Annotated in this window: 15 protein-coding genes; 7 read left to right on the forward strand and 8 right to left on the reverse strand. The window is 68.6% G+C overall.

The window, feature by feature from the left end; all coding sequences use genetic code 11:
• Nucleotides 1-15: 15 nt before the first annotated feature.
• The 5 genes from K368_RS0109045 to K368_RS0109065 form a co-directional block, all read right to left on the reverse strand.
• The gene (locus K368_RS0109045) at nt 16-861 is read right to left on the reverse strand and encodes a DUF937 domain-containing protein (protein WP_027172110.1); all 846 of its coding nucleotides are present in this window, start codon (nt 859-861) and stop codon (nt 16-18) included.
• A gap of 118 nt (nt 862-979) precedes the next feature.
• On the reverse strand, nt 980-2,434 hold the full coding sequence (locus K368_RS0109050; protein WP_027172111.1) for an MATE family efflux transporter: 1,455 nt from the start codon (nt 2,432-2,434) through the stop codon (nt 980-982).
• Nucleotides 2,427-4,319 (reverse strand): monovalent cation:proton antiporter-2 (CPA2) family protein, encoded by a 1,893-nt coding sequence (locus tag K368_RS0109055; RefSeq protein WP_027172112.1) that lies wholly within the window; start codon nt 4,317-4,319, stop codon nt 2,427-2,429. The genes K368_RS0109050 and K368_RS0109055 overlap by 8 nt, the downstream gene beginning before the upstream one ends.
• Before the next feature lie 155 nt (nt 4,320-4,474).
• Nucleotides 4,475-4,765: a DUF1127 domain-containing protein gene (locus tag K368_RS0109060; protein ID WP_027172113.1), complete on the reverse strand. Its 291-nt coding sequence runs from the start codon at nt 4,763-4,765 to the stop codon at nt 4,475-4,477.
• A gap of 256 nt (nt 4,766-5,021) precedes the next feature.
• A complete protein-coding gene (locus K368_RS0109065) occupies nt 5,022-5,318 on the reverse strand; it encodes a DUF1127 domain-containing protein (protein WP_027172114.1) in 297 nt (98 codons plus the stop codon).
• A gap of 119 nt (nt 5,319-5,437) precedes the next feature.
• On the opposite strand from K368_RS0109065, the gene K368_RS0109070 reads away from it, so the two are divergent.
• From K368_RS0109070 to thrB, 4 genes are all read left to right on the forward strand, one after another.
• On the forward strand, nt 5,438-6,835 hold the full coding sequence (locus K368_RS0109070; RefSeq protein WP_027172115.1) for a PLP-dependent aminotransferase family protein: 1,398 nt from the start codon (nt 5,438-5,440) through the stop codon (nt 6,833-6,835).
• Between the two features lie 92 nt (nt 6,836-6,927).
• Nucleotides 6,928-8,154, forward strand: a complete 1,227-nt coding sequence (locus K368_RS0109075) for an acyl-CoA dehydrogenase family protein (RefSeq protein WP_027172116.1) — start codon at nt 6,928-6,930, stop codon at nt 8,152-8,154.
• A 124-nt stretch (nt 8,155-8,278) separates the two neighbouring features.
• Entirely contained in the window at nt 8,279-9,274 is a 996-nt protein-coding gene (ispH, locus tag K368_RS0109080) for a 4-hydroxy-3-methylbut-2-enyl diphosphate reductase (RefSeq protein ID WP_018045088.1), read from the forward strand.
• Nucleotides 9,275-9,353: 79 nt separating this feature from the next.
• On the forward strand, nt 9,354-10,319 hold the full coding sequence (thrB, locus tag K368_RS0109085; RefSeq protein ID WP_027172117.1) for a homoserine kinase: 966 nt from the start codon (nt 9,354-9,356) through the stop codon (nt 10,317-10,319).
• Between the two features lie 78 nt (nt 10,320-10,397).
• On the opposite strand, the gene adh is transcribed toward thrB, so the two are convergent.
• Both adh and K368_RS0109095 read right to left on the reverse strand, forming a co-directional pair.
• On the reverse strand, nt 10,398-11,918 hold the full coding sequence (gene adh, locus K368_RS0109090; protein ID WP_027172118.1) for an aldehyde dehydrogenase: 1,521 nt from the start codon (nt 11,916-11,918) through the stop codon (nt 10,398-10,400).
• A 201-nt stretch (nt 11,919-12,119) separates the two neighbouring features.
• Complete coding sequence (locus tag K368_RS0109095) at nt 12,120-13,667, reverse strand: serine hydrolase (protein ID WP_245259545.1); 1,548 nt, start codon at nt 13,665-13,667, stop codon at nt 12,120-12,122.
• 184 nt (nt 13,668-13,851) lie between these two features.
• Between K368_RS0109095 and K368_RS0109100 the strand changes: the two genes are divergently transcribed.
• From K368_RS0109100 to K368_RS0109110, 3 genes are all read left to right on the forward strand, one after another.
• On the forward strand, nt 13,852-14,439 hold the full coding sequence (locus tag K368_RS0109100) for a hypothetical protein (protein ID WP_027172120.1): 588 nt from the start codon (nt 13,852-13,854) through the stop codon (nt 14,437-14,439).
• A gap of 261 nt (nt 14,440-14,700) precedes the next feature.
• Entirely contained in the window at nt 14,701-15,867 is a 1,167-nt protein-coding gene (locus tag K368_RS0109105) for a multidrug effflux MFS transporter (RefSeq protein ID WP_027172121.1), read from the forward strand.
• Nucleotides 15,868-16,075: 208 nt separating this feature from the next.
• On the forward strand, nt 16,076-16,591 hold the full coding sequence (locus K368_RS0109110) for a DoxX family protein (protein WP_027172122.1): 516 nt from the start codon (nt 16,076-16,078) through the stop codon (nt 16,589-16,591).
• 10 nt (nt 16,592-16,601) lie between these two features.
• Here K368_RS0109110 and K368_RS0109115 read toward each other — a convergent pair whose 3' ends face one another.
• Nucleotides 16,602-18,002, reverse strand: a complete 1,401-nt coding sequence (locus K368_RS0109115; RefSeq protein ID WP_027172123.1) for an MFS transporter — start codon at nt 18,000-18,002, stop codon at nt 16,602-16,604.
• Nucleotides 18,003-18,230: the final 228 nt, after the last annotated feature.

An 18,230-nucleotide genomic window follows, 5' to 3' on the forward strand; every position in this document is an offset into this window, starting at 1 on the left:
GGGGCCGCGCTATCCTCAGCGCCGCGTGGGGCCGGGCTTGGCCGTGGGCTTCGCCTTCGACGGGTCCACTGCCGTCATCCCGTCGCGCCACAGGCTGTCGAACAAGCTCTGCATCGTCCTGGCGTTCTCCTGCTGAGCCTCCAGCCCGGACTGGAACATCTGCTGCAGCAGGTCGAATGGGTTCAGTGCCGAGCCTTGCGCCGCTTCAGCGGAATTGGGCCTGGTGCCCGAGGCGGGCTTGGAGCCCGAGGCAGGCCTTGGACTCGCGGATTGGGTGGGCTCCGGGAAGAAGCGTGCCGGCGGCAGGCTTCTCGGGGCCGGCGTCGCGCGCGAGGACGTGACGTCTTTCGGCGCCGCCAGCATCGAGCCGCCCGCCGACATGAACGTGTTCATCATCTCGGTCCAGTAGGGATGGGTCGGGATGCCGAAGGGGGAAGCCGGCGGCGCCGGGGCCGGAGCCGCCGGGCTCGGGTTCATCATGACGTGGACGATCCCCGCCACCACCATCCCGGCCATAAGCGGCAGCATCTGTCGGAGGGCAGGCGTCGCCACGCCGCTCACCGCCGCGGCCTGTTGAAGCACGGCCTGCCCAAGATGCTGCGAGCCGAAGAGCTGGCGCATCATGGCATCCATCTGCGGCTTGGCCTGCGCGGAGGTGGCCGCGGTCGGGTCCATGAAGCTGAACATCTGGGTGAAGCCGGTGGGATCGGCCGCGGCATTGCGCTGAAGGCCGAGGGTCAGGGCCGGCATCAGGGCTTCCATGGCCCGGCGGGTCTGGTCCGGCGACAGGCCGAATTGCTGGCCGAAAACGTTGGCACCCATGCCACCCTGCGCCTGCATGAGATCGAACAGGTTGAACATGGCGGCGGCCTCATGATCCCATCGCGGCCAGGCCGAAAAGCTCCGGCCTGCTGTGGAGACGCGAACTCTGTCGCATCCCGACCGTACTTACCAGCCCGGGATCATGCCCGTCCCGGTACTAAACCAGTGCGTTCGGCCTCTCCGGGGCCGGAATATCGCCTCCGGAGGCATCCGCATCGGCTTCGGCGGGCATTGTCGGTGCGAGATCGGTCCGTTCCTCCAGCTGCGCCACCGTCCGGAAGGCGAGGGCGATCCCGATCGCCCCGAAGGCGACGGAGCCGAAGCCCACCCCGGCGATGATGCCCTTCGGGCCGTAGAGATGGGCTCCGAGGAGGGCCGGGGGCACGGTCCCGATGGTCGCCCTGCCCCAGTTGAGGAAGGTCGACAGGAAGGGAAAGCCGAGGTTGTTGAACGAGGCGTTCGCCAGGAACAGCAGCCCGGTGAAGAACCACACGCCCCCGCTCACGAGACAGAAGAAGACGAAGAGGTCGGCGGCGGCGCCGGTCAGTTCGAACAGGCTCGTCAGCGGTCCGCGAAAGACGATCAGGGCGATCCAGACCACCGCCACATAGGCCGCCGTCACCAGCGCCCCGTCCCGCAGCACGCCGCGCATGCGGTCGAACCGCCCCGCTCCCCAGTTCTGGCCGAGGATGGGGCCGATGGAGCCGGACATGGCGAAGAGCCCGCCGAAGGCCACCGGGGACAGCCTGTCGATCACCACGTTGCCGGCCACCGCCACGGCGCCGAACTTGGCCAGCGCATGGGCGATGAAGGCGCTCGCCACCGAGGGGGCGAGGTTGGTGAGCACGGCGGGCAGGGCGATCCTGAACACGGTGGGCGCGTCCGCGATCACGTCCGCCAATGTGGGGACGGCCAACATCCGGTGCTGGCGCACGCCCCACAGGCCGACGAGGGCGAAGGTCGCCCGCGCCACGCAAGTCGTGATGGCCGCCCCGTCGATCCCCAGCCCCGCCGTGAAGATGAGGAGGGGATCGAGACCGGCGGTGACGATGGCGCCGCCGAGCGTCACGTACATGGCCTGCCGCGCCGCCCCGACGGCGCGCAGCAGGCCGGAGAACATCATGCCCGGCCCCATCAGCAGGTTCGAGGGCAGGGCGATCCAGAGGAAGCGCTCGGCCACCGGAAGCGTCTCGGCATCGGCGCCGATCCACGACAGGATGAACGGCAGGACCGGCAGCATCGCAAGGACGAGGATGCCCGAGACGACGATGCCGTGGATCGAGGCCGAGGTGGCGAGCCGCCGGGCACCGGCCTCGTCGCCGGCGCCGATGGCCCGCGAGACCAGGGCCCCGGCGGCGATCATCAGGCCGATATTGATGGCGATGGCGAAGAACTGGACGATGGTGGCAAAACCCACCGCCGCCGTGAGCGTCGGGTCGCCGAGCTTGGAGACGTAGATCAGCGAGAGCAGGTCCACGACGAAGATCGCCATCAGGCCGATGGAGCCCGTGCCGGTCATCACCACCACGTGCCGCAGGATCGATCCCGTGACGAACCGTCCGGCCTCCTGTCGGACGGCGGGATTTCCCGCCGCCTTGCGGGTGTCAGGCATCCGACGGGGTGTCCTGGGGTTGCAGCGTACGGGTCGCCGCCTCGCGCCGCTCCATGCCGATGATGTCCCGCGTCTCGGTGCTCAGGGCTCGCGAGGGACGCTTGGGCACGGTGAGCGGCTCCGGCTTGATCTCGGGGCTGCCGCCCACGTAGCGCGATTCCTCCGGCAATGCGCCCGCCTGCTGAAGGACGAGGCGGGCGACGTCGCGCTTGCGCACGTCCTGGGCCGTGGCGGCGGCGGATTCCGCCGGGATGCCGAGCCCTTCCAGGGTGGCACGGCCGAAGGCGATGGCCGATTCCACCGTTTCGCGCAGCTGGTAATCCACGTCCCGGTTCATCAGTTCCACCGAATGCATGCGGTCGTAGGCGCGGACATAGGTGCGCACCGCCGTGAATTCCTCGTGGACGATGTCGACGATCTTCAGGGCGGCCTGCGGGTCGTCGACGCAGATGCAAAGGAGCTCCGCGCGGCCCACCCCGGCGGCGCGGAGCACGTCGAGGCGGGTGCCGTCGCCGTAATAGATGCGGAACCCGAAGCGCGAGGCGCTGCGGATCTGCTCCACGTCCTTGTCGATCACCGTGACGCTGATCCCCTCTGCCAGCAGGACCTGGGTCAGGATCTGCCCGAAACGGCCGAAGCCGACCACGAGAACGCGGGCCTCGGTGCTCTCGATCTGGTCGGGCACCTGTACGGCCGCCTCCGGCCGGCGGCGGGACAGGTAGCCGTCGAGGGCCTTGGCGGCGACGGGGCCGACCAGCATGGTGAGGGCGGCCAGCGCCACCGCGAAGCGTGTGGAGGGCTGGTCGATCAGGCCGAGTTCGGCCCCCGCCGGCAGCAGCACGAAGGCGAACTCGCCGGCCGGCGCGAGGATCGCCGCTCCGCGCACCGCATCGAGCCAGGGCGAGCCGAACAGGCGGAACAGTCCGGCCACCAGCCCGACCTTGATGAGGATGGCCGCCGCCGTCGCGCCGAGCAGGGCGGGCCACGCGCTCCTGAGCAGGCCGCCGTCGATGGACATGCCCACGCTCATGAAGAACAGGCCGAGGAGCATGCCGCGGAACGGCTCGATGTCGGCTTCAAGCTGGTGCCGGAAATTCGATTCGGCCAGCAGGACGCCGGCGAGGAAGGCGCCCATGGGCATCGACAGGCCGACATGCTCCATCAGCATCGCGGTGCCGAGCACCACGAGGAGGGCCGCCGCCGTCATCACCTCGCGCGCGCCGCTGGCCGCGAGCAGGCTGAAGAACGGATTGAGGCCGTAGCGGCCCACCAGCACCACGGCGAGGAGGGCTGCGCCCACCGTTCCCGTGGATGTCAGCGCATGCCCGAGCCACGCATCGTTGCCGGAGCTGCCGGTGGAGGCGAGGAGCGGCATCAGAGCGAGGATGGCCACGACGGAGATGTCTTGGAACAGGAGCACCGCGAAGGCGCGGCCGCCATAGGGCGTGCCGAGGTCCCCGCGCTCCTCGAGAAGCTGCAGCGCCACCGCCGTGGCCGACAGAGCGAGGGCGACGCCGATGACGAGGCTCGCGGCCGGGGTGAGCCCGAACAGGGCGCCCGCGCCGGCAAGCACAATGGTGCACAGGAGCAGCTGTGCCGCACCGAGCCCGAAAATGTCGCGCCGCATCGAGATCAGCCGGGAAATCTCGAGTTCGAGACCGACGATGAAGAGAAGGAGGACGACGCCGAGCTCCGCGACGCTCGCGGCGGTCTCCGGCTCGGCGATGAGCGAGAAGCCGAAGGGGCCGATGATGACGCCCGCGACGAGGTATCCGAGCACCGCGCTCTGCCCGATCAGGCGGAAGATCGGTACGCCGATCACCGCTGCCGACAGGAAGGTCAGCACCGGCGGCAGGAAGCTCACATGGGTGGAGGCGCTCGCCATGTCGATCCGGTCTGAGAGGAGTGGTGTCGCCTGCGGCCGGTGCCGCAGGCGCATCGCCTTGTCTCCCTCTTAGACCAGGGGCACCGCCCCCGCCACGCCTGCATGGCGTGGACGGGCGGTGTCAAATCCATCACCGGTGCGGAGCGGCACGCGGTTCAGGCGAAGCGGCGCGTGACCTGACGGACGGCGCGATGGGCCAGGAGCACCTTCGTGGCGTCCGAGGGCGAGGGTGCGTCGTAGGCGTCGAGGACGTCCCAGCGGGTCAGGCCGATATCGTTCAGTTCACGCTCGGAGAGGGAGCCGAGCTCCACGAGGCCGCGCTCGTCCACATCGTTGCGCGAGACCAGGGACGCGGCCTTGGTGAGGAGGCGGCCGACGAAGCGGGTGGCCCGTCCGACCTGATCGGCTGCTGCGTCGCCCGGGGTCCAGTTGAGGGTGCTGTTCATGATCCTAGTATCCAAGTTCTCGAAGCACATTCACGCAGAGGTAAGGTGATGCACGACGAGGAAGGTGATGGGGGTGATGTGCGCCCCATCCGTCGTGAATGACGTGCGATCGAACACTTAGCCTCAATAGACTTGCGGTGCCTGCAGGTCTGGTAGAACCAGACCACGGATAAACCTCAATCACCGCCCGAATGACCAGTTTGGCGGCATGGCGAATTCGAAGTCATGCTCAATAATGCACGTTTCGCCATCTTGATCAGATCTTAACGATCCGAGGGCGGCGGGCCTCCCGTCTCTCGTCCCGGCGGCTCATCAGGAACTGGGAGGCATCGGCCTCTCCGGCGCCCGCATCCGTCACGTCCTGGCGGATCAGGCCGATATCCTTCAGCTCGCGATCCGACATCACCGAGAGCTTGTGCAGGACGCGCCGATTGATGGCTTGGCGCGACAACCCGGCGGCGGCGTTCGCCAGGAGCCGGCGAGCGAACCGCGCGAGCCGTCCGACCCGGTCGCCGGTACCGGAGCCGGCTTGCTGCTTCAGGAGCGTGGTCATCGGTGGTCCTCGTCTTATCCGTCTTGATCGTTCGACGGTGATGCGCGCAGGGCCCCTGGCGGAGACAGGGACAGTCCAGTACGCTTTCCCTGAATTGTCCGGACGGTGGAGCAGTACAGATGGCGGGATCGGCGCGGGCGACGCTCACCCTGGTGGAGACGGTCTCGTCAGCGATCACGGAGCGGATCGCCGGGCGCCAGCTCATGCCCGGCGCGCGGCTGCCCTCGGTGCGGGCTTTCGCTGAATCCATGGGCGTGTCGAAATCCACCGTGGTGGAGGCCTACGAGCGCCTCGGCGCGGAAGGCGCCATCGTCGCGCGCCGGGGCTCGGGCTTCTACGTGGCGGGCAAGACCCGCCCGCTCTGCCTCAAGGAGATCGGGCCGCAGCTCGACCGGGCAGTGGACCCCCTCTGGATCACCCGGCAATCCATGCAATCCGGGCCGGACTTGCTGAAGCCCGGTTCAGGCTGGCTGCCGTCGTCATGGATGCCCGAGGAGGCGATCCGGCGCTCCCTGCGCCACATCGCCCGCGACCCCGACTCGAACCTGATCTGCTACGACAAGCCCCTCGGTTTTCCGCCGCTGCGCAGCCAGATCGCCCGCCGGCTCGCCGACAAGGGCGTCGAGGCGGAGGCCGACCAGATCGTCCTGACGGATTCGGCGACCCAGGCGGTCGACCTGCTGTGCCGGTTCCTCCTCGACCCCGGCGATGCCGTGCTGGTCGATGACCCGTGCTACTTCAACTACCATGCGCTGCTGCGGGCGAACCGGGCTAAGGTGGTGGGGGTGCCCTTCACACCCACCGGGCCGGACGTCGCGCAGCTCGAGCGGCTCATCGTCGAGCACCGACCCCGCTTCTACCTGACCAATTCCGCGCTCCATAACCCCACTGGCGCCACCCTGGCCCCGGTCGTGGCCCACCGCGTCCTCAAGCTCGCCGAGGCGCACGACATGCTCATCCTTGAGGACGACATCTTCGGCGATCTCGAAGCCGATCCGGCCCCGCGCCTGGCGGGGTTCGACGGGCTCGACCGGGTGATCGCGGTGGGCAGCTTCTCAAAGACCCTCTCGGCCTCGATCCGCTGCGGCTACATCGCCCTGCGGCCCGATTGGGTGGAGGGGCTGATCGACCTGAAGCTCGCCTTGAGCCTCGGCAACGGACATCTCTCCGCAGCGCTGATGCACCGCCTCATCACCGACGGCGCCTATCGCCGCCACCTCGCAGAGATCCGCGAGAAGCTCGCCCGCGCCATGGGCGAGACGGCGCGGCGGTTGCAACGCTGCGGCCTGACCCTGTGGACCGAGCCGCGCGGGGGGCTGTTCCTATGGGCGCGCCTGCCGGACGGGCTCGATTCGGCCGACGTCGCCCGCAACGCCCTCGCCAGGGACGTGGTGCTGGCCCCCGGCGCCGCCTTCAGCACCGGGACGGGGGGGCGCGAGTTCCTACGCTTCAACGTGGCCCATTGCGCCGATCCGAAGACGTTTTCGGTGTTGGAAGACGCCATGGGGGCCGTCTGAGCTGGATCCGGTTAGCTCTGTCCGGAACCCACCGCCCGGGCCGAGGCTTTGAAGAGATACGGCAAAGCTAAAAAAATATGTCGGGAGGACCCATGTCGAAGCCGGAGTTGAAGCAGCCGCGTCCGCCCGAACTGTTCTCGCCCTGGCGCAGCGAGGCGCGCGCCCGGCTCCAGCAAGAGGCCCGCGGCTTCGCCCGCGACGTGGTGCTGCCGCTGGCCGACGAACTCGACCGGCAGAAGGCCGAGATGCCACGCTCGCTCATCGACGCCATGGCGAAGAAGGGCTGGTTCGGCATCACCATCCCCGCCGAGCATGGCGGGCTCGGCCTCGGCGTGTTCGAATACTGCCTCGTCTCGGAGGAATTGGCCCGCGCCTGGCTGTCCGTCGGCAGCATCCTGGCGCGGGGGCAGGGGCTCGGCACCCAGACCCTCGACGAGGAGCGCCGCCGCGCGCTTCTGCGCCGATCCGCTCGCGGCGAGTGGATCGGCGGCATCGCCCTGTCCGAGCCCACCGCCGGCTCCGACCTCGCGGGCGTCCAGACCCGCGCCGTGCGCGACGGGGACGATTGGGTGCTTACCGGAACCAAGCGCTGGGCCGGATTCGCCCTGGCCGCCGACTTCATCGAGGTCCTGGCTCGCACCCGCGAACCGGAGCCGGGCGAGCCGCGCTCGGCCGGGCTGGAGCCGTTCCTCGTGGTCAAGAAGCCGGGCACCTTTCCGGAAGGCATGACCGGGCATGTCATCGACAAGATCGGCTATCACGGCTTTCTCACCTTCGAGCTCGAACTCGACGGCGTGCGCGTGCCCGAGGGCGACCGCCTCACCGGCCTCTACGGCGACGGTGGCGCCGATGCGGATTCCGGCGGCTTCGCCTCGGTGCAGCGCGGCCTCAACATCGCCCGCGTCCACACCGCCGCCCGCGCCGTCGGCGTCGCCCGCGCGGCGGTGGAGGATTGCCAGCTCTACCTGCAGGAACGCGAGCAGTTCGGCCATCCGATCGGCGAGTTCCAGGCCCTGCGCTTCGCGCTCGCCGACATGTCGGCGGAGGTCGATCAGGCCCGCGCCTACTGGCAGCAGGTGGCCCACCTCCTCGACGAGGGCGAGGCGGCCGAGAGCGAATCCGCCAAGGTGAAGCTTCTCGCCACCGAGATGGCGGTGCGCGTCACCAACCAGGCGATGCAGCTCCACGGCGGCAACGGCTACACCACCGAACGGCGCGTGGAACGCTACTGGCGCGATGCGCGGCTGACGACGATCTTCGAGGGAACGAGCGAGATCCAGCGGCGGATCATCAGCGACCGGATGCTGGGGCGCAGGTAAGTGACGCAAGGGAGGGACGTTCCCGATCCCGCCCCGGTGTGCCCCGTCCGCCCTGACACCGCGGCGCATTTTACGCTATAGGAGGTTGACAGGGGCAGCCTCGCCTCGCCACATCCCGGCTATCATGAGCGATCCTCTCTCGAAGACCTTTCCCGACGGTTCGGCCAAGCCGCCCCTGGAGATCCTGCTCTGCGCGCCACGCGGCTTCTGCGCCGGCGTGGTCCGTGCCATCGACGTGGTGGAGCGGGCGCTGGCGATCTACGGACCTCCGGTCTACGTGCGTCACGAGATCGTCCACAACAAATACGTGGTCGAGAGCCTGAAGCGCAAAGGCGCCGTGTTCGTGCGTGAGCTCGACGAGGTGCCGGACGGCAACGCCCCGGTGATCTTCTCGGCACACGGAGTCGCCAAGACGGTCCCGGCCAATGCCGACAATCGCGGCCTCGTCACCATCGACGCCACCTGCCCGCTGGTGACCAAGGTCCACCGCGAAGCCGAGATCCACCACAAGCGCGGCCGCCATGTCCTCTTGGTCGGTCATTCGGGTCACCCGGAAGTGGTCGGCACCATGGGCCAGTTGCCTAAGGGCTCGATCACCCTGGTGGAGGATCTGGAGCAGATCGCCGCCCTGGAGCCCGATAACCGCGACAACCTCGCCTGGGTCACGCAGACGACCCTGTCGGTGGACGACACCCGCCACATCGTCGCCGCCCTGAAGCAGAAGTTCCCGACCATCACCGGGCCGCACAAGGACGACATCTGCTACGCCACCACCAACCGCCAGGAAGCGGTGAAGCAGGTGGCCCCGCTGGTGGATGCCGTGATCGTCGTCGGCTCCTCGAACTCCTCGAACTCGCAGCGCCTGCGCGAGGTCGCCGAGCGCGTCGGCTGCCCGATCACCCGCCTCGTGCTCCGCGCAGAGGAGATCGACTGGCCGGCCTTCGAGGGCATCCGCAAGCTCGGCCTCACCGCCGGCGCCTCGGCGCCCGAGGTGCTGGTGGAGGAGATCATCGACGCCTTCGCCGCCCGTTACGACGTCACCGTCGACACGGTCTCCACGGTGGTGGAGGACATGTCCTTCCCACTGCCGCGCGAACTGCGCAGCGAAGCCGCCGAGTAGGCCGCATCGCCGGTTTTCCTCGCTGGGGGCGCCGAAGGGCGCCCCTTCTCATGTCTGCCCTCCAACGTCAGCGAAGCCCGTGGCCGTCTATACCGAGGTCTCCGACGAGGCGCTGACCGCCTTCCTCGCCCAATACGAAATCGGCACGCTGCTCTCCTATAAGGGCATCGCCGAGGGCGTCGAGAACACCAACTTCTTCCTGCACACCACCGCCGGCTCCTACATCCTCACCCTCTACGAGAAGCGGGTGGATGCCGGCGATCTGCCGTTCTTCCTCAACCTGATGCAGCACCTCGCCGCGCGCGGCCTCGCCTGCCCGCAGCCCATCGCGAAGCGCGACGGCGCGGCGCTCGGCGAACTCTGCGGCCGGCCGGCGGTGATCGTGAGCTTTCTGGAGGGCGTCTCGGTCAAGCGCCCCACCGCCGACCATTGCCGTGCCCTGGGCGTCGCTCTCGCCGGGCTGCACCGGGCCGGCAGCGATTTCGGTATGACCCGCGCCAACAACCTCTCCGTGGATTCCTGGGAGCCGCTGTTCCTGGCTGCCGGCCCCGCAGCCGACAGCGTCTCCGAGGGCCTGACGGAGCGCGTGCGCGCCGACCTCGCGGTGCTTCAGGCGGGCTGGCCGCGCGGCCTGCCCTCCGGCGTGATCCATGCGGACCTCTTCACCGACAACGTGTTCTTCATCGGCGACGACCTGTCGGGCCTGATCGACTTCTATTTCGCCTGCACCGACGCCTTTGCCTACGACCTCGCCATCTGCCTCAACGCCTGGTGCTTCGAGCCCGACGGCACGTTCTTCCCCGACAAGGGCGAGGCGATGATCGCAGGCTACCAGTCCGTGCGGCGCCTGCAGGACGACGAGGTCGAGGCGCTGCCGATCCTGTGCCGGGGCGCGGCCCTGCGCTTCATGCTGACCCGCCTCGTCGACTGGCTCAACGTGCCTGCCGGCGCCCTGGTCCAGCCGAAGGACCCGCTCGAATACGACCGCCGGCTGGTGTTCCATCGAACGGCCGCGCATGCGCGGGATTACGGCTGGCGCGAATAGTTTCCGCGCAGAGGTCGGGGCATGAAAAAGCCCCGGCCGTTCCCGGCCGGGGCAAGGTGGTCTCGATGCGTTGAGATCCTAGAAGAAGCCGAGCTTCTTGGCCGAGTAGCTGACCAGCATGTTCTTGGTCTGCTGGTAATGGTCGAGCATCATCTTGTGGTTCTCGCGGCCGATGCCGGACTGCTTGTAGCCGCCGAAGGCCGCATGGGCCGGGTAGGCATGATAGCAGTTGGTCCAGACGCGGCCGGCCTGGATCGCCCGGCCGAAGCGGTAGGCGCGGGTCCCGTCACGGGTCCAGACGCCGGCGCCGAGGCCGTAGAGCGTGTCGTTGGCGATGCTGAGCGCGTCGGCATCGTCCTTGAAGGTCGTCACCGAAAGGACGGGGCCGAAGATCTCCTCCTGGAAGATGCGCATCTTGTTGTGGCCCTGGAACACGGTGGGCTTCACGTAGAAGCCTTCCGCGAGATCGCCCTCGAGGGTGTTGCGCTCGCCGCCGGTGAGAACCTTGGCACCTTCCTGCTTGCCGATGTCGATGTAGCTCAGGATCTTCTCGAGCTGCTCGCCCGAGGCCTGGGCGCCGATCATCGTGGCCGCGTCGAGGGGCGAGCCCTGGACGATGGCCTCGACCCGCTTGATCGCCCGCTCCATGAAACGGTCGTAGATCGATTCGTGCACCAGCGCGCGGCTGGGGCAGGTGCAGACCTCGCCCTGGTTGAGGGCGAACATGGTGAAGCCTTCGAGGGCCTTGTCGAAGAAGTCGTCGTCCTCGTTGGCCACATCGGCGAAGAAGATGTTCGGCGACTTGCCGCCGAGCTCCAGCGTCACCGGGATGAGGTTCTGCGAGGCGTATTGCATGATCAGGCGGCCCGTCGTCGTCTCGCCGGTGAAGGCGATCTTGGCGATACGGGGCGAAGAGGCCAGCGGCTTGCCGCATTCCAGGCCGAAGCCGTTGACGATGTTGAGGGTGCCCGGCGGCAGCAGGTCGGCGATGAGTTCGGCGACCACGAGGATCGAGGCCGGGGTCTGCTCGGCGGGCTTGAGCACCACGCAGTTGCCGGCGGCGAGCGCGGGCGCCAGCTTCCACACGGCCATCAGGATCGGAAAGTTCCACGGGATGATCTGGCCGACGACGCCGAGCGGCTCATGGAAATGGTAGGCCACCGTGTCGTGGTCGATCTCGGAGATCGAGCCTTCCTGCGCGCGGACGCAGCCGGCGAAGTAGCGGAAATGGTCGATGGCGAGCGGGATGTCGGCGTTGGTCGTCTCGCGGATCGGCTTGCCGTTGTCCCAGGTCTCGGCGAGCGCGATCAGGTCGAGATTCTCCTCCATCCGGTCGGCGATGCGGTTGAGGATGAGGGCGCGCTCGCCCGGCGCGGTGCGGCCCCAGGCCTCCTTGGCGGCATGGGCCGCGTCGAGGGCCTTCTCCACGTCCTGCGCGTCCGAACGGGCGACCTCGCAGATGACGCGGCCGGTGACCGGCGAGGTATTCTCGAAGTAGCGGCCGTTGACGGGGGCGACCCACTGGCCGCCGATGAAGTTCTCGTAACGGGCCGAGAACGGCGCCTTGGTACCCGACGACAGGAATTCCGGCTTGTTCATGTGCGTATCCTCCATGTTGTTCTTGTAAGCGCCAGCAGAAGCCGGACGCGGTGCCAAATCAAGATAGACTTTTGGCCAAACCGGCTCGGATGCGACGGCATCGAGCGGGTCGGCGCGTGGTCCCGCTTCTGTGGCGGGGAGCTACGCGCATGGACAGTCTAGCCCCTCTGCGGCGGTCTGGCGATGCCGCTGGGAGGCGATTCACCGTCCCGACGGCAGCCGGGTGAAGCGTCGGGCGGTGACCCGCCGTGCGATCGCCCGGTCGATTCTGGGCCCGGCCCGCTCGATGCCGTCGCGGTGGATCATCACGCCGGTCGGGCGCCCGTCCGGCTCGATGTCGAACGCCACGCGGATCGTCCCGTCCTGCCCGACGAAGTCCCGCGCCACGAAGGCCCTGTCGCTCTCCGGGGTGAGACTGACGCGGGGCTCGCCCGATCCCTGTCCGAGGCCCTGGGCGATCAGGCGGTCGCCGTCGCGGGTGATGCCGAGGACCGAGCGCGGTCCGGTTCGGTAGAAACCGACATAGCGGTCGAGGACGGTCCGGCCGACGCTGATCTCGGTCCGCGCCGGCTGCCCGAGATAGAGCGCCGCCAGTTCGCGCGAGAGGGCCTGAGCCGGCACGATCTCGGTATTGCCGAGCACGACGATGGTGAGCCCGAGATCGGGGTAGGAATCCTTGATCGCGCTGAACCCGCTGATGAACCCGCCATGCGACCACAGCCGGCGCCCGTAGGCCGTGCCGATGTACCAGCCGAGGCCGTAGCCGTGGCCGTAATCTGTCACCATCGCCCGGCGCGACTCGTCCGACAGGATGCGGCCGGAGAACAGGGCCCTGTCCCAGGCCACGAGGTCGTCGAGGGTCGAGGCCAGCATGCCGGCGCCCGATGGCGCGCTGGCCGCCAGGGGCAGCGCCTGGCGCCACTCGCCCGCCTCGCGGCGATAGCCGGTGGCGCGCCGGGGGATGATCGCACCCGGATCGGCGTCACGGGTCGCCCCCAACCCCGCCGGCGCCAGGACCGTGTCGGTGAGGTAGCGCGCGAAGGTCTGGCCGGTGACCCGCTCGATCAGGCCGGCCAGGAGAATGTAGCCGGTATTGCTGTATTCGTGGCCGGTCCCCGGCGGGAACAGCAGATCCTCGTTGTGAAGGAGGGCGACCGTCTCCATCGGCGAACGCTCGATCCGGCCGAGTTGGGTCGCGTAGCCCGGCAGGGCGGTGACATTGGGCAGGCCGGAACTGTGGTTGAGGAGCATGCGGATCGTCATCGGCGCCCAGGCCGGCGGCAGTTCCGGCAGGTAGCGGATGGCGGGATCGTCGAGGGAGAGGGAGCCGGCCTCGGCCAGTTTCAGAATTGCCGCCGCGGTGAACTGCTTCGTGATGGAGCCGATGCGGAACAGGGTGTCCGGCGTGTTGGGGACCGCCCATTCCCGGTCGGCCAGGCCGTAGGCACGGCGGAACAGGGGGATGCCGTCCCGCGCCACGATCACCGCGCCTGAGAAGACGCCGCCTTCCGCGTGGGATTCCATCAACGCGGCAGCCTTGCGCGTGAACGCCTCCGTCTCGCCCCCGATGGGTGCTCGGAGAGCCTGCTCCTGTGCGTCGGCGGGGCCGGCGAGCAGCATCAAAAGGGTGCAGGCACAGGCGAGAAGGCGGGAGAGCATGAGACGCGATGATCCGTCGGCGACGATCCGGTCAAGGTCGCGAAAGCCAAGGTCGCGGAGAAATGTGGCGTGGTTGCGCGGGGGCGCCATCCTCTGCCTGCATCATCGGCGTTCCCGCGAAACCGTGATCGGCATCGGTGCCGAGATCACCGTTTCGCCCCGAAGCTCCGCCACACGGCCCGTCTTCGTGCCCCGGACGACGCAAGCCGTCGGGGCCGGACCCGATCCGCCGATGGCGGTCCTTCCCCACGATGCAACAGGAAGATTGACATCCATGAGCCGCACCACTCGCGTCATGCTGGCCGCATCCCTCGCTCTCGGGGCCACCGCCCTGGTCACGCAGGTCGGCTTCGCCCAGTCGCCGCAGAAGGCGCCGGCACCCGCCAAGGCCACTCCCGCCCCCGCCGCTCCCGCCCCCGAGGCCGAGGAGCAGAAGGAGGTCGCCCTGACCCAGGCGCTCATCGACGGCCTCGTGGCGGCGCAGCCCGAACTGGCGAAACTCCCTGCCGGCAACGCGACGAAGCCCGATCCGAAGGTCCAGGCCCAGGCCGTGGCCATCGCGAAGAAGAACGGTTTTGCCAGCGTCGACGAGTTGCAGGATGCGGCCGACAGCGTCGAGGCGGTGCTGGACGGCGTGGACCCCGAGACGAAGACCTATGTCGGTGTCGTGCCCCTACTGAAGAAGCAGGTCGCCGCCATCGAGGCCGACACGAAGATGAAGCCCAAGGACAAGGCCGCCGCGCTGAAGGACATCAACGAGGCGATCGCCGCCGGCGAGCCGACCAAGCCCTCCGACGGCAACATCGCCCTCGTGACCAAGAACATCGACAAGCTCGGTCAGATGGCGGGCGGCGGGCAGTAGCTCCCTTCCGAGCCGAGCCCGACCTCCGGGAATGACGGCACGCGAAGGGCCGGCGCAACCGGAGGTCGGGCCGCTGACTTTTCATCACTACGTCGCCGGCGCAGGAGCCCGCGACCGCAGCGAGGCTCAGGACCAGTGACTGCACCCTTGAGGCCGGTTCCGCCGAGCGGCCGGCCGGTATCGGAACGGGCTATTCCGGAGGGCGGTCCGGCTTGGAACGGCCCGGGCTTCGGCGAATTCGTGGGCATCGTCGCCCTGATGATGGCGGTGACCGCCATCTCCATCGACAATCTGCTGCCGGCCTTTCCCGCGATCCAGGCGCGGTTCTCCGTCGCCGATCCCAATGCGCTGCAGCTTCTCGTCTACGTCTACATGATCGGCTTCGGCGTGGCCCAGATCGTCTACGGGCCGGTCTCGGACGCCTTCGGGCGACGCCGCGTGCTTCTCGGGAGTCTGGCGGTCTACGGTGCGGGGACGGGCCTCGCCATGGTCGCGCCCTCGTTCGAATGGCTGCTGGCCGCCCGCGTCATCCAGGGTATCGGGGCGGCGGGCGGGCGCGTCCTCTCCACGGCCATCGTGCGCGACCGCTATTCGGGACGCGAGATGGCCAGCGTCATGTCGCTGATCATGATGGTGTTCCTCATCGTGCCGATGATCGCGCCCGCCATCGGCGGGGCGATGCTGCTACTCGGCTCCTGGCATTACGTCTTCGTCTCGATGCTGGCCCTGGCCGGCATCCTCGCTCTCTGGTTCTCCTGGCGCATGCCGGAGACGCTGCACCCGGAATTCCGGCGTCCGCTCTCCCTGCGGTCGATCGGCCAGGCGGTCTCCCTGACCTTCCGCACCCGCGTGGCGGTCGGCTACGCCACCGCCCTCGGGCTGCTGACCGGCTGCATCATGGGCTATGTCGGCTCGGCGCAGCAGCTCTTCGATACCGGGCTCTACCGGCTCGGCGCCCTGTTCCCGCTCGCCTTCGCCCTGGTGGCCGGTGCCATGGGAGCGGCCACCCTCGTCAATGCCCGCCTGGTGCGGCGCCTCGGGATGCGGCCGCTCTCGCATGTGGGCCTCACCCTGTTCGTGGCGGTGGCGCTGGCCCAGGTCGGAATCGGCCTCGTCTATGCCGGGCATCCGCCCCTGTGGCTGTTCCTGACGGTGCTCGCCGGCAACCAGTTCACGATCAGCTTCGCCATGCCGAACTTCAACGCGCTGGCCCTGCAGCCCCTCGGCGAGATCGCCGGCACGGCCTCGTCCTTCCTCGGATTCTACACCACGATCCTCGGCGCCTTCTGCGGCTTCGTCATCGGCCACGCTTTCGACGGCACGGTGCTGCCCCTCGGCCTCGGCTATGCAGGCCTCGGCGGATCGGCACTTCTCGTGGTCGCCTGGACCGAGCGAGGGCGGTTGTTCCGGGGTGGGGTGTCGGGGTGAGTGTCGATGGATGCGCGATCGCCTTCGTCTTCACGCCGCTGCTCGCGATCGGCCTCGGTTGGCCCGCCGTTCTGATTCGAGAACCCTCGCTGACAAAAACGGAGCGTCGCTCCCCAGCCGAATGAGCCAGGGTGACACCCCTTAACGCCGTCTTCAGCCGACCTCGCGCATTCTCCCGATCTCGATGGGTCAGGGACGGAGTTCGCGCGTGTTCGGTCGGAGCCAGGACGGAATCCTCCTCGCGTCGCGCCTGTTGCTGGCGGCGGCGCTGCTGCCTACCGGCATCGCGCGTGCGCTCAACGTCTCGGGCTTCGCGCTGGCGCTGGCCGGGGCCGGGATGCCGTCTCCCAATGCCGTCGCCACGGCGGCCGTGGTGGTTCAGGTCTTCGGGCCGCTGGCGGTGATCCTCGGTGTCCTGCCCCGCATCACCGGCTTCGCCCTGGCGGGGTTCGCGGTGGCGATGGCGGTGCTGCTGCACGGGTTCTGGGCCTATTCCGGAGCGGCGGCCATGACGGAACGCACCCTGTTCCTGGCCGATCTCGGCCTGGCCGGCGGCTTCCTCATCTATGCCCTCGCCGGTCCGGGTGCCTGGAGCTGGCAGGGCTGGCGCCGCTCGAACCGGGAAGCGCCCGCCCCCGCCCGGCCGCAATCGGCCAACGCCAATGCAAAATCGGCAAAGGGACCGAAGCGCAGCCCAGCGCGTCCGTCGAGCCGCGCGGCATGAGCCCCGCCGCTTACACGCCCTTCGACGCGAGGCGTTGACCCGAGACCTCCGCGCCCGCATCCGGCTTCAACCTCAGGAAGGCGAAGAGGGAGGCGAACGAGATCATCGCGACGGTGAGGAAGGCGGGCCAGAAATCGCCGGCCTCGATCGCTGTGCGGCCATGCTGCGCGGCGGTTGTCTCGAGGGCCAAGGCTCCGATGGAGACGCCGAGGCTGAGGGACAATTGCTGGGCCACGCTCGCCAAGCTTGTCGCCGAACTCATCTCCCGCGCATCGAGATCGGCATAGGCGATGGCGTTGACGCAGGTGAATTGCAGCGAGCGGACGCAGCCGCCGACCAGCAGGACCGCTACGATGAGCCAATGCGGTGTCTGCACCGTGAACATGCCGTTCACGGCGAGGAAGCACGAGGCGACGACGGCGTTGAACAGCATTACCCGGCGGAACCCGTAGGCCCGCAGGATGCGCGGGCCGATGAGCTTGATGAGAAGCGCGCCCGCCGCCGCGGCGAAGGTGAGCAATCCCGATTGCAACGGGTCGAGACCGAAGCCGATCTGCAGCATCAGCGGCAGCAGGAACGGGATCGCCCCGGTGCCGATGCGAAACAGGCTGCCGCCGGTCACCGCCGCGCGGAAGGTCGGGTATCTCAACAAGTCGAGGCGGATCACCGGATGCGGCACCCGGCGCGAATGCGCGAGATAGAGCGCGAGCAGGATCGCCCCTCCGCCGAGGCACCCCCACGAGACGTAATCCGGCAGCAGATGACGCCCCAGGGAAGCGAGGCCGAGCATCAGCGTCGCGAGGCCGGCCCCCGAGAGCAGGAATCCGGTGATGTCGAGGGGCGGCCGGGACGGCTCGCGGATGTTCTCGAAGTAGATCGTCGAGAGCGCGATCCCGGCGAGGCCGATCGGGATGTTGATGAAGAAGATCCAGCGCCAGTCGAGATAGGTCGTGATCAAACCGCCCAGCGGCGGCCCCATGATCGGTCCGATCAGGGCCGGGATCGTCAGGTAGGCGAGAGCGCTCACGAGTTCGCTCTTCGGCACCGCCCGCAGGATGACGAGACGGCCCACCGGCACCATCATGGCCCCGCCCATGCCCTGGAATGCGCGCGCGGCGACGAAGGCGCCGAGCGAATCGGAAGCGGCGCAGGCCAGCGACCCCGCCATGAACACGACTAGGGCGGCGCGGAAAATCGTGCGCGCGCCGTAACGGTCCGCCATCCAGCCGCTGATCGGGATGAAGATCGCGAGGCTCACCAGGTAGGAGGTCAGCGCCAGTTTCAGGGCGATCGGATCCTCGCCGAGGCTGCGGGCGATGGCCGGCAGGGCGGTGGCGATCACCGTGGAATCCGTGTTCTCCATGAACAGGGCGGTGGCGACGACGAGGGGAACGATCTGTGATGGGCGCATGGGGATCGTGTAGTAGCGCGGCCGAAGCCGACCGGTTCCGTCACGGTCTCGAATGGGGCCTCGATCCGATTCTTAGGCGAAGACGCACACAAATGATGGTGTCTGTGGATGACGCGTGCGGTGTCGCACGTGGGTGACGACCGTGACCCGCGAGACACAGGTGCGGGCTTCAAGTCCTCCGGCCGGCGGGGCCGGCTTTCGGGGGCGCCGATACCGCCTTAAGCTCAG

It is taken from the genome of Methylobacterium sp. 10 (genome assembly GCF_000519085.1).
Lineage (GTDB): Bacteria > Pseudomonadota > Alphaproteobacteria > Rhizobiales > Beijerinckiaceae > Methylobacterium.